This window comes from Paenibacillus sp. J2L1-98 (assembly GCF_056269405.1).
The window spans coordinates 25,804-39,118 of record NZ_JBWDNW010000024.1; the positions used below are offsets into that span (position 1 = coordinate 25,804).

Sequence of the window (13,315 nt, forward strand, 5' to 3'; positions counted from 1 at the left end):
GGCTCTTTTTTTTGTTCATACGCAGTTCACATAAAACAGATATAGTAAAACTAACAATTCTATCGAGTGTATAAATTAGAATAGGAGGTTGGCAAAGCTACGTATGAATTTTTCTGATATATTTATTAATCAATCATTTTTCAAGCGAAACAAATACCTATCTTATACCGTCTAAATATGAAAAGCTAAATATTAGGAGTGATCAGTTACATGCGACACAGCATTAGAAAAACATCCATATTCATATCCTTACTTATGGTTTTAGTCGTAATGCTGAGTGCGGTTCCTTCCAGCTATGCAGCTTCAACAGCAGAAGCTGCGGTAAACAAGAAAGTGTACATAACGAATGCATCTTATGTACAGCTTATCGATGCCAATTTGATACCAAGCTCGAGTGGAGCTACGGCTAGCTTTACATTTACTTTTTACAATGGGGATAGCAAAGACCTTATACTTAACGATTATTGGGCACGCTTGAAATCAGTTGGCGGAACGAAATTCTCATTAACGCTGCTCGATCAAACAAAGAAGAAGATAGCACCAAAATCAACTGCAACATTAACATTTTACAGTCAAGTCGGATCAAAAGTAAGCTTGGATCAGTTAGTAATCAACATTATTAAATTTGATTTCTCGGTTTCCGGCTATGAACGCACGGTAGCAAAGTATACCTTTCCTAAAGGATATTCGAATTTTGTGAAGGCTGGCGGCTTTAAAACCATTCTGATCAATAATTCGAATGTCAATGTGAGAATTGATCAAATAAACGTAACGAAAAAGGATAAGTATTATGAATTCAATCTAAGTTATGTGGCACGTAATACAAGTAAGTTTGGAGTTACACTCCCTCAATACAATTATTATGTGCAAACATCGGCAGGCTTGTATAAGCTGTCATTGAAAAATAAGACGGATGAATCTCTCCTTCTAGAGCCAACGGTGCTAAATGCGGTTCGGTTAACAGGCAATATTCCATCAACGTTAGCAATTACAGGCTGGAAGCTCATTATTACTAATAATGTTGGCTCTGAAACAAACAAAGTAGAGTTACCAGTCGTTACTTTAGATATTCCATTCAAATTGACAACCACTCCGGTTGGTTCTTCGGTTACCACGTTCACAAACGACAGCGGTACTTATGAGGTGACGCTCAAATCTGTTCAGAGACTACCATGGACGACGAAGGATCGTGTTATCGCAGAAATGGTTATCCGTAACAAAGAATCGGTATTTGTTCCACTACCGGATTTGACTGGGCAATTTGTAATTGATGAGAACATTAAGCTTGAATCCAAAATAGTTGCAGGCACAGAGGTTATTGGGTTAGCACCTGGCGGTTCGGCGACAGTTCATTTTATTGGAGAAATTCCTTTCTCATATTCTTGGAAGAAATTCAGTCTTCAATTAAGCGAGAAGACAGGCGAACAAACAACTTTGCTTGCTGATCTTACAAAATCTTCGATTGCAGCTGTTCCAATCGTAAAAGCAGGTTCTGTATATACTCAATCCGTTGTAGGATCGCAGCTTACTGCTCAAGTAACCGATGTAAGAACCTACAAAGGCGAAGATAGTGATATATATACCGTCTACGTCGATGTGACGAATAAACAAAATCGAAGCAATTTACTTCCGGCATGGGCTGGCTATTTTAAAACAGCAGACGGTAATTATTATGAAGTTAAGATGGTTAAGGCTAACAATGTGATCAAGCCTTCCAATAAAGAGCAAATCATTTTGTATGCAGATTTACCGGTTAATGCGAATAAAGAAGGCATACAGCTTCTGATTGGTGAGGCTTACGATGATAGTGGCGTGATTATGGGAACTGGCGCAGCTAAAGGATATATTCGTCCTATTCAGCTGGAGCTACCTGCTGAGAAAACAGATATTTCAAGCTTTAAACAAATGAAGGTAGGACCATATACAGTAGATATGACATATTTCAATGCATTTATGGATGGTTACTTGCTCGATATTGATATGGGTGCAACCGTGGTGAAAGACCGTATGTATGATGGCTTTACTCAAAACAAGTTGACAATGGTGCTGGAAAAAGAACGCACAAATGAAGTCATTTTAACACATACCATAGATTTGGAAGGTAATGCGGAAGGAGGAACGACCTGGAAGGTTGGTGAAAACTTCTCCGAATTGAAGAAAGATATGACAACAACGCCGGTATGGGATGACTATACTCTTAATATTTATGAAACGTTCGAAGGGCATAAGAAAAAGCTAGCCTCGGTAGATATCAGCTGGTCCGCCTATATCAACTGGCTCGACGGAACGCACTAAATTATAAAGAAAAAACTGGTTTCTCCTACTCAAATCTAGTATCTTTATAGGAGATGCTAGAGTTGAAGGGAGAGTACCAAGTGAAGAAATATGCAATTCGCGGTATTGTTTCCGCTTTTTTGATCGGAGTAGGAGTGTGGGTCGGCGTAAACTTTGCTTCACCTCTTGAAGCAGAAACAAATGCGCTGACTCCGGGCTCTGTTGATGACCCAGTGGTCACAAAAAGTTATGTCGATGAGCAGCTGGCTAAACTTGGCGGCGGCACAGGCGGTGATACTGGCGCTGGCACTGATACTTCTTTAGAAGTTGTAACGGTACCGGCAGGCAAGACGCTTATGGCTGGCCAAGGCACTGAGGTTATTGTGCGCGTTGGCAAAGCGATTGCGTACAGCTCAGATGCGAGCGGTATTGCCGATCTTACGGGCGGTACGGATTTGACGAAGGGCAAGGCTGTGCCTACGAATCATCTGCTGCTGTTTCCACGTGAAGGCCGCGGTATTTTACCCGATCCGAACCAGAAGAATGGGCTGACTGTATTGGTGAAAGGCAGCTACACTTTGCAATAATATGGGTTAATGCTCTACATTTTACCCGAACTGACAATAGGTTATACGCTTCAAATACGATGGTGTGATGCACAATATAATTGTGTTCCCACATACTTTGGAGGTGTCATTTTATGAGTCGTTCGAATAAAGTGGTAGTACCAACATGTAAAGCAGCATTAAACCAATTGAAGTATGAAATTGCGGCAGAATTCGGGTTAACGTCAGGAGCCTACGCGGGCGCGGGCGCAGATACGGAATTTGCTGGAGAGCTAGGGGCGTCATCCGGAGCCGGAAACGGACACAGCGTACAGTGGTCGGCAATATCTACACGTCAAGCTGGTTCAGTAGGCGGAGAGATCACCAGAAGGCTGATCGCTCAGGCACAATCAGTGCTGGGCAGTTATCAATAATTTCTATACAAACCGGCATCCATTGACACAATGCGACATTTTCGGTATCATACTGTGATAGAAGAGTTGTCCAACAACCTTTTCCTCCGGGGAAAGGTTCGTTTTTTATGTAGATAGTTTGCACTTATTTCATAATTAAGGTTTTAGGAGGTTGATACGGATGTCGGTTAAAGGACGCCACTTGTTCACATCGGAATCTGTTACAGAAGGCCATCCGGATAAGATTTGTGATCAAATATCCGATGCTGTCTTGGATGCATTTCTGGAAGCAGATCCAAACGCTCGTGTTGCATGTGAGGTTTCTGTTGCAACAGGTCTTGTATTAGTAATTGGTGAAATTAGCAGCCGTGCGGATTATATTGATATTTCATCAATCGCACGCCGCACAATTAAGGAAATTGGCTACACACGTGCCAAATACGGCTTTGACTCCAGCACATGTGCAGTATTGACATCGCTTAATGAGCAGTCGGCTGATATTGCGCAGGGCGTTAACGCTGCGCTTGAGACTCGTGATGGCAAAGACATGAAGCAAGAGAATGAAGATATCGGCGCAGGCGACCAAGGACTTATGTTTGGTTTTGCAACTAACGAAACTCCTGAGCTTATGCCGCTTCCAATCGCTTTGTCGCACCGCATCGCTCGCCGCTTGTCTGAAGTTCGGAAGAACGAGACGCTTGCTTACCTTCGTCCAGATGGTAAAACACAAGTTACCATTGAATACGTGGACGGCAAACCGAAACGTGTCGACACAATTGTCGTTTCCACGCAGCATGCTGAAGAAATCACACTTGAGCAAATCCAACAGGATATTCTTGAGCATGTAATTAAGCCGGTCGTTCCAGTGGAATGGCTGGATGCGGACACTAAATACTTCATTAACCCTACAGGCCGTTTCGTTATCGGCGGACCTCAAGGTGATGCAGGCTTGACTGGCCGTAAAATTATCGTTGATACGTATGGCGGCTATGCTCGTCATGGCGGCGGCGCATTCTCCGGTAAGGATCCTACAAAAGTTGACCGTTCGGCAGCTTATGCTGCTCGTTATGTAGCGAAGAACATCGTTGCTGCAGGACTTGCAGACAAATGCGAAATCCAATTGGCTTACGCAATCGGCGTTGCCCAACCGGTATCGATCAATGTAGACACTTACGGTACAGGCAAAATTGGCGAAGATAAGCTCGTTGAGCTGATCACAAGCAACTTTGACCTTCGTCCGGCAGGCATTATTAAAATGCTTGACCTACGTCGTCCAATATACAAACAAACGGCTGCATACGGTCACTTCGGCCGTACGGATGTCGATCTTCCTTGGGAACGCGTCGACAAAGCCGAGAAGCTTAAAACAGACGCTGGCGTTCAAAGCGGAGTATAAGCTCGTTTCATTCAATAAGATGCCTTTAAAGGCTGGAAAAGCTGTTTACAAAGTAGTTTAACTACTTCGTAGACAGCTTTTTTATTTGCGATTCGGCACAAAAAAGCGGAATAACCTAAATTTTTCATGTCAACTAACCGACAAATAAGGTACGAGTGTAATTTTTTGAGGAGTGAATTGAAATGAACCGTACCAGCAAGCTGTCTTTGTTTATCGCCATTATGCTGCTGCTGCAACTAAGCTTGACAGGCTGGTCGTCGGATCCGCAGCCTGCGGCAGCCGCATCGGCAGGCCCGGTCGTATTAGGCTTCAGTCCAGCTGACGATCTTAATAATGTATCGATATCGGCTGATTTGAAAATGACTTTTGATGAAAATGTAAGTAAAGGTTCTGCTTCAACGTCTATTTCCATTTATGATTATGCAACGAGCAATTTGGTGGAAAGCATTAACTTATCATCAAATCGCATAACCATCGATTCCACGCAGCGTATTGTGACCATAGATCCAATGAATAATTTTGCACCGAATACGAATTATTACATATTGGTTGATGCCGGAGCATTTGTTAACACTTCGAATGGTGTCGGTTATGCCGGAATCAACAGCGCAAGCAGCTGGAATTTCCGGACTGTGGCAGAGATAGACGTGACAAGGCCGACTCCTACCGGGTTTGTACCTGCTGTTTCGCCTGTTTTGGTGACAACTCCGATTATCATTACATTTGACGAGCCGGTATATGCCGCAAGCGGAAACATTCAGATGAATTCCACCGAGGATAACAGAACGATTGCTGTTACATCCAATGCTGTTAGAGGCAGCGGGACGAACCAAATCGTAATTCAGCCTCCGGCAGCCCTGCAGCCAAACACAACGTATTTAGTGACGATTCCGGGTACAGCCTTCCAGGATGCGTCAGGGAATTTTTATTATGGTACGACATGGAGCTTTACAACCGCAGCCGCGCCAGTGAACGTAGCGGCTCCTTTCATACCGGCAGACAATGCGACTTCCGTTCCGGTCAGTTCAGCACTTGTGATCGAATTTGATAAAAGCGTTCAAGCGCGTGCAGGTAAATATATCGAGATACGTAGAATTAGCAACAATACAACCTTCGAGCGATTTAATGCGAATTCATCAAAGGTTGTCGTGAGCAATAATAAGGTACAGATTACGCCGAGCTCGAATCTGGAAGCGAATACGGCTTATTATGTTTTAATTGATGCGGGCGCTTTTACCCAGCCTGATCCAAACGGGGATCAATGGTATCACGGGATCGCAGGCGCATCGGTATGGAATTTTAGTACAGATCCAGGCAATGAAACGACACCGCCTGCTGCAGCAGCCTTAACCCCTGCTGCGAGCGGAACGATTAACAGCTTGAGCTCACTATTGCAAATCACCTTTAATGAACCTGTCTTCCCGAGCAGCGGAGCGATTGAAATTAGAGAGTCGGCAACAGGGGCATTATTCCGGACGATTCCAATTACTTCAGAGCGAGTGACGGGCGGCGGTACTTATCAAATTACGATAGATCCGAATAAAGCGGTTAATAACGAGGCGGTGAAAGCTTTCGTTAATAATACCAAATATTATGTGACAATCGGCAATCATGCCATTCGCGATGCGGCAGGCAATTATTATGCCGGAATTTCATCTCAGGCATCTTGGTCCTTCACAGTCGCACAGGATACAGTAAGACCAACGCTTTCCTTATTGAATCCGCTTGATAACGCAAATTCGGTAGGGCTAAGCCAAGCCTTTTCCGCAACATTCAGCGAAGCGGTCAAGAAAGGCGAAACCGGTTCGATAACTTTCAATCCTGCCGGTAATAACGCGCTTCAGCCCATTCCGGCTAATTTTAATGTAGACGGAAACAATAATAATGTATTGGTTATTACGCCAACACAAGCACTGAGTGCCAACACCGCTTATTATGTGACGATTGATGCCAGCGCGGTAACCGATCTGGCCGGAAACAATTTTGCCGGGATACTGAATGAATACCAATGGACTTTCCGTACGTTTGGTTCTGATATAACGGCACCTGTCGTAAGCAAGCTGGAGTGGAGCGCCTCAACGATTACGCTGTTTTACAATGAAGAGTTAAACGTAAATACAGTACCGTCTATTGGCAGCTTTTACGTGACGGTTAACGGGGCGCCGCGTTCGGTGACGGGCGTACAAATTAGAGGAGAATCGGTCATTCTCACTCTATCAAGCCCAATCGTTGCGGGTCAGCAGGTGAAGCTGTCATATTCGAAGGCGGCAGTTGGGCTTATTCAAGATGCTGCAGGCAATGAAGCAGTGAGTATTGCCAAACAGGATGTATCAGGCGCAAAGGATGTAACGCCACCGTCAATAGTGGGCGGCAACGCTTCAGGCAGCGCGATTACCTTGGCTTTCAACAAGGATTTAATGACAGTAAGCAACTATGCCTATTTACAATTTTCGGTTAAGGCTGGCGGAGTCACTTACAGCGCCACCTCGATTTCAAGCGCTGGCGGCAACATTTTGCTGACGATCAATGGCCAAATTCAAAATTACCAGAAGGTCTATGTGACTTATTCACCCGGTACGTATCCCGTCCGGGATACGGCAGGCAATTACTTGAATGCATTCAGCAGCTACAGCCTGAGCAGCGCGCCTGATACAGGTACGCCAACTCTTCAGTCCGCAAGCGTCAATAGTTCAACCGTTACGTTGAAATATAACAAAAGCTTAAATTCCCAAAGTGTGCCGTCCGTTGGGCAATTCAGCGTGATGGTAGATAACATCGCCTGTTCCGTTCTTCAAGCCCGCATATCTGGTGATTCGGTCTTATTGACGCTGTCATCAGCCGTAACAACCGGACAAGTCGTATCCGTGTCCTATTTGGCTTCCGTGTCTTTAATAACGGATCTTGCAGGGAATGCTGCGCCGTCTTTTAATAATGCATTGTCAGGCTTGGGAAGCAGCGCAGCGCAAAACGGCTCCATCTACGGGGTTATTGCGAAGGGCTCTACGTTAACACTGACTTTCGCTGAGACGCTAAATAGCGGCTATATACCTTCTTCCGTTCAGTTCCTTGTTAATGCGAACAATTCTGTAAAATCGGTATCAAAGGTAGAAATAAGCGGTTCATCCGTTATTTTAACGTTGTCCTCTCCCTTTTCGGTAGGGGAGGCAGTTACAGTAACGTATTATTCAACTTCGACGGGTCTTCGTACAAACGGCGGATTAACGATAAACAGCTTTACGAATATAAGCGCAGCAAATCAATGATACTTGATGGGTTATCCGGCGATTATGAAGCAGCAGGTGGCGGCGGTATTGGCCTGAAAACGACGGCAGCGACCGCCGCGATTGACATATCGCCTGCCGGCATTCAAGCTAACCGGTATACGGTATCAAGTGAGAAGGTACTGACGGCATACCAAACTGCTCGTGCTGCCGGCTTAGCTATTCCGCGCGTTGCATTTAAGGTGCCGGCAGCCGAGCGTGCTGCTATTGTAGCCATTCCAATAAGCGCGTTGGATGCAGCGTATCGCTTAAATACAAATTCGGTGTTTGCTGTGCAATTTGGCGAAGCAACCTACGAGCTTCAGTTAAATTCGGCAGATTATGCGAAAATAAATATGCTGCTGGGCGGCAATAGCGCAGCGGGCCAGCTGCTCATTCGAATTGACCAAGGTTTATCAAATTTAACCGGAAATATCAATACGATAATAAACAGCGCCAATATCCAGCAGCTTGCAGGTCCTTATCATTTCGACGTTACCGCAGTGAGCGGGAATTTGCAGCAGTCTTTAAATGAATTTAATGGTTATGTGACGCGTACCATCCAAACCAATCAGATTGTGGACACTGGCAAAACAGCAGTCGTATGGTTTGATCCCGCAACAGGCGGCCTTTCCTATGTTCCAACAGAGCTGTCGGTAAGCGGCGGAAAGACGACGGCCGCGTTCAAAAGGAAAGGCAACAGTTCCTACGCGCTTGTATCCAATTCGTTTAGCTTCTCGGACCTATCTAAGCACTGGGCAGCCACCTCTATCCATACGATGTCGCGGAAATTCATCGTAGAAGGAAGGACGGCAACGAAATTTGAACCGGATATGTCCATTACGCGCGGTGAATTTGCGACCTATATCGCGAAGGGGCTTGGCTTAAGCGGGGACAAGGCGGCAGCTGCTAAGTTTAAGGATGTAAATACGAATACGGCAATGGGTGCATATATTGGAGCCGCATCGAAAGCAGGAATCGCAGCAGGCAATTCCGATGGAAACTTTAAGCCTAACAGCCCGATTACGCGACAGGAAATGGCTGTAATGATGATGAGAGCCGCTGGCGTGGCTGGCCTAACCGTTCAGCTTCCTCAATCGGCTGCAGCTTATCTTCAGAAGTATAAGGATCGCGGGAAAATTGGCACATGGGCGCAGGCAGATGTAGCGAAATCGGTATACATTGGCGTCATTAGCGGCAAAACCGCGACGACATTGAGTCCGCAAACGAATGCAACTCGCGCGGAAGGAACGGTCATGCTTATGCGGTTGCTGCAAAAGGTGAAGTTTTTGACCTCATAATAAGTGAAGAAAGGCTTAACCCGCCTAAAAGATCGTGCGGGTTAAGCCTTTTCACTTATATAGACGATATCTATCGACTATAAGAGAACGATAGTATTCATCTATCAGACGGAACTTTTTTACTACTCCCGTAGTCTATAACTATTAGATAAAATGATGGGAGAGTTGTTAATCTAATGGGTAAGGTTCAAAATATTATCGAACGGCAGACAGAAAGCTTGGGGAAGCGGGTCATTATCGTTGCGTTAGGCGGAGCATTGCTCGTGCAGCCGCTGGCATTGATTCTGCCTGGAAGCTGGCTGAAGGCAGTCACAGAGTCAACAGAGGCAGCTGCCAGCGATTCTGTATTAAAGCTGTCGCAGCAATCGTTCATTACAGCAGGGGCTAAACGGCTGGACTATGTCTTTCATACGACGCGCGGCAGCTCGAAGGCTCAAACCGCTGTCCATGTTATTGAAGTCGATCTAACGAATCCCTATGTATCCTTAAATGCGATGAGCGGGAAGAATAATAGCATTGGTCAAGTAAACACCATTCTTAATATGTCAAAAGAAAACGGGGCAGTAGCCGCCATTAATGCGGACGTATTCGTAATGGGCAATGAAGGTGCGCCCCTTGGCGGGCAGGTTACAAGCGGCATGTTCATGTCAAGCCCTGCCAAGCTAAAGGGAATGTATGCTTTCTCGGTTTCGAAGGATCGCAAGCCAATGATCGATAACTACTCTTTTGAAGGCTTGGTGACGGCGGCAGATGGTTCGACCTTCCCGCTTGAGGGCCTCAATCAATCGGCCTATAGTCCGGAAACAACAGGCTCTACCTATAGTCATGTGAATATGATGTATATCTATACTAGTGCCTGGGGCGGGGCAGAGCGCCCGAAAAATTCCGGTACCACGCCTACGGAAGTGTTGGTTCGGGATGGGGTTATCGAAGAGATTTCGATCGACAAGGCGATCGCGGGACAGGCGCCAGAGGGTGGTTACATTCTCCGTACGCATGGCCTTGCGGCTAATTATGTGAAGGAGCATCTGCGGATTGGAGAGCCTATCACTGCGGACTACTCGCTAGTGTCTCAAACGACAGGGGCAAAGGTAGATCCTGCATCCTTCGAAATGATGGCCGGCGGACATACACTGCTGGTCAATGCCGGAGCAGCTGCGTCCTTTTCCCGTGATATTACGGGAGTCAGCGGTTCCTCTTATACTTCTCGTTCCTCAGTCGGTTACTCAAAGGACGGAACGAAAATCTATCTCGTTACGAGTGAGCGTAACGGAAGCAATACGGGTGTCAGCTTGAAGGAGCTTCAGCAGATTATGCTGCAGCTGGGCGTATATAAAGGCGTCAACCTTGATGGCGGCGGATCGACGACGATGATCGAGCGTCCGCTGGGGAGCAGTGCTTTGCAGCTTGCCCATGCGACGCAATATGGCTCCACGCAGCGGAGCGTTGCAAACGGAATAGGCCTATTCACAACGGCTCCAAAAGGAGCGCTTAAAGGCATTGTCGTGAGCGGTGCCAAGGTCATGTTTATAGGACAGAAGTCTTCCTATTCGATAAAGGGTTATGATACATACTACAATCCGTTTGAAGTGGACAATGCATCGGCAGTATGGAGCACGGAGAAGGCGATTGGAAACTTCAATGGCAGCGAGTTTACGGCGGCTAAGGCTGGAAAAACGGCGCTCAGCGTTAAGTCAGGCGCAATATCGACCAAACATGAGGTCGAGGTTATCGGACAGGATCAGATTGCTTCGCTCTCCATAGATACGGCAGCCGGCGTATTAGCAAAGGGAGCCGTCATTTCCGTTCCGCTTACCGTGAAGCTGAAGAACGGCAATACCTATAAACTTAGCGGCGATTCCGTAAAATGGGAGTTTATCGGGTTCACCGCAGTACAGCAGGGCGATAGCTTAACCGTTCAATCGGTTAATGCGGGAACAAGCACCGGCTACGCGATTGCCCGCTATGACGGTTATCCGGCCATGATTCCATTCACGCAAGGGGAAGCGGTCAGCACCTTCGAAGATTTCGAGAAATCGACTTATCCGATTACTTCCCAGGTTACACCTGCCGATACGACTACAGGCAGTGTGAAGTTGGTATCCGATTTTCCAGGCCAAACCTCAGCGAAGGCTTTGAAACTGGATTATGATTTCACGAATGGCACCGGGACGAAAGCATCGTATGCAGTGTTTAATTCAACCGGACGCGCGATAGCAGGCTCGCCTACCTCGATGACGGTAGACCTATACGGAGATAACAGCCTGAATTGGGTGCGCGCAGAGTTTATTGATGCAGACGGAAAGTCGCATTATCTAGATTTAGCGAAGCAGCTTGATTTTACCGGCTGGAAAAATGTGAAAGTAAATCTATCGTCCGAAGGAATGAAATTCCCGGTTAAGCTGAAGCGGATTTACGTTGTGACGCTTGCCGAGGGACAGGATGAGCGCTCGGCATCTGGTTCGATTGGACTGGATAATATGAAGCTGCAATATCCGCCTTACGTAGGGGCAGATTCGAAGACAAAGGTTGAAATGATTGTAGGCAAGACAGCCGCTACCGTGAACGGAAAAGCAATTACGCTGGATTCGGCGCCAATTGTGTTGAATGGAACGACGTATGTGCCGGTTCGGTTCGTGTCGGATGCAATGGGAGACAAGCTGTTATTTAACGGCAATACGGGGCAGGTTACGGTGCTGCGAGGCAATAAGCTGATGGAAATGACGCTTGGCCAAAAGGATCTTATTTTAAACGGCGTGCTTCAATCCTCAGAGGTGGCTCCGATCATTCGAAACAACCGCACCTTAATTCCTGTACGCTTATTCTCGGAGAAGCTAGGATTAAAGGTTGGGTATGACAGTATAGTGAAAAAGATTACCATCGATTAACGATGGACGAAAGATGTCCAATCTGTGGTATGATAGAATAGATTAACCTTTAAGAGAGAAAGGTTGCCGATCTGTCGTGGACCACCTAACAGGTGATTTAAATCGAGTTATTAAAAATACAATTACAGTGATGGAAGACAGCAAATACCAGATTTATGAAATATGTGAGTCGGCGCGTACGGAGCTGGAGTCGCTCGAGCAGGAGCTTGAGATCGTGCTTCAGGAAACGGTAAAGACGATCGATAAGGTCGACCAGCTTGAGCAGGACTACCGCCGTGCGCGTATTCGGCTCACGGAAGTAAGCCGGGATTTCGTGCGCTACAAGGAAGAGGATATTAAATCAGCTTATGAGAAAGCGACGCAAATCCAGCTGGATTTAATGGTTTACCGCGAGAAGGAGTCTTACTTAAAGGCGCGTCGTGATGATTTGCAAAAACGTGTCCGTAATGTGGAAAACTCGATCGAGCGGGCTGAAACGATTGCATCGCAAATCAATGTCGTGCTGGAGTATTTAGCCGGGGACCTGAACCAGGTTACCCGGATCATCGAATCTGCCAAAACAAGGCAGATGCTGGGCTTGAAAATTATATTGGCGCAAGAGGAAGAACGGAAGCGGATCGCCAGAGAAATTCATGATGGCCCGGCTCAATCGCTCGCCAATATCGTCCTTCGAACAGAAATTGCAGAACGGATGCTTATCAAGCAGGAATTTGTAATGGTACAGGAAGAATTAGTAGATTTAAAAGGACAGGTCCGTTCCGGTCTGGAGGAGATACGCAAAATTATATTCAATTTGCGTCCGATGGCATTGGATGATTTGGGAATTGTGCCGACTCTTCGTAAATTCACGCAGGATTTTGAAGAGAAAACGAAAATAAATACCGTATTCGAGCTTAACGGTAAAGAGGCGCGAATGCCCTCTGCGATGGAAGCGGCTATTTTTCGCCTGGTTCAGGAAGCTTTTACCAATGCCTTGAAGCATGCGAGCGCTACTCATGTATTGCTCGAAATTAACTATCAGCCACAACATATTTCACTCATTATTCAGGACAATGGCGTTGGTTTTCAGAGCGAATTAATTGAGCAGGATGCCAGCCGAAACGCACACTTTGGATTGGTGGGGATGAGAGAGCGTGTTGAGCTGATTGAGGGAAGGATGGAAATAGACTCAATTCCCGGTAGAGGGACGAAAATTATGATAGATATACCTACAACTGCCGAATCTAGAAAGGAGTAAG

Annotated in this window: 8 protein-coding genes; all 8 read left to right on the forward strand. The window is 46.1% G+C overall.

Annotation, left to right across the window (positions count from 1 at the left end; translation table 11 throughout):
- Nucleotides 1–210 precede the first annotated feature (210 nt).
- The 8 genes from AC0YNZ_RS26415 (at nt 211) to AC0YNZ_RS26450 (ending at nt 13,314) form a co-directional block, all read left to right on the forward strand.
- Nucleotides 211–2,295 carry a hypothetical protein gene (locus AC0YNZ_RS26415; protein WP_475829445.1) on the forward strand — a complete coding sequence of 695 codons (2,085 nt, stop codon included), beginning with the start codon at nt 211–213 and terminating at the stop codon, nt 2,293–2,295.
- Between the two features lie 62 nt (nt 2,296–2,357).
- Nucleotides 2,358–2,861 (forward strand): hypothetical protein, encoded by a 504-nt coding sequence (locus AC0YNZ_RS26420; RefSeq protein WP_475829446.1) that lies wholly within the window; start codon nt 2,358–2,360, stop codon nt 2,859–2,861.
- A 113-nt stretch (nt 2,862–2,974) separates the two neighbouring features.
- A complete protein-coding gene (locus AC0YNZ_RS26425; protein WP_475829447.1) occupies nt 2,975–3,253 on the forward strand; it encodes a small, acid-soluble spore protein, alpha/beta type in 279 nt (92 codons plus the stop codon).
- 160 nt (nt 3,254–3,413) lie between these two features.
- On the forward strand, nt 3,414–4,628 hold the full coding sequence (gene metK / locus AC0YNZ_RS26430) for a methionine adenosyltransferase (protein WP_475829448.1): 1,215 nt from the start codon (nt 3,414–3,416) through the stop codon (nt 4,626–4,628).
- 182 nt (nt 4,629–4,810) lie between these two features.
- On the forward strand, nt 4,811–7,891 hold the full coding sequence (locus tag AC0YNZ_RS26435) for an Ig-like domain-containing protein (protein WP_475829449.1): 3,081 nt from the start codon (nt 4,811–4,813) through the stop codon (nt 7,889–7,891).
- Nucleotides 7,888–9,189, forward strand: coding sequence for an S-layer homology domain-containing protein (locus AC0YNZ_RS26440; RefSeq protein ID WP_475829450.1), 1,302 nt, complete (start codon nt 7,888–7,890; stop codon nt 9,187–9,189). The genes AC0YNZ_RS26435 and AC0YNZ_RS26440 overlap by 4 nt, the downstream gene beginning before the upstream one ends.
- A gap of 176 nt (nt 9,190–9,365) precedes the next feature.
- Nucleotides 9,366–12,077, forward strand: coding sequence for a stalk domain-containing protein (locus AC0YNZ_RS26445; protein ID WP_475829451.1), 2,712 nt, complete (start codon nt 9,366–9,368; stop codon nt 12,075–12,077).
- A gap of 76 nt (nt 12,078–12,153) precedes the next feature.
- A complete protein-coding gene (locus AC0YNZ_RS26450; RefSeq protein WP_475829452.1) occupies nt 12,154–13,314 on the forward strand; it encodes a sensor histidine kinase in 1,161 nt (386 codons plus the stop codon).
- Nucleotide 13,315: the final 1 nt, after the last annotated feature.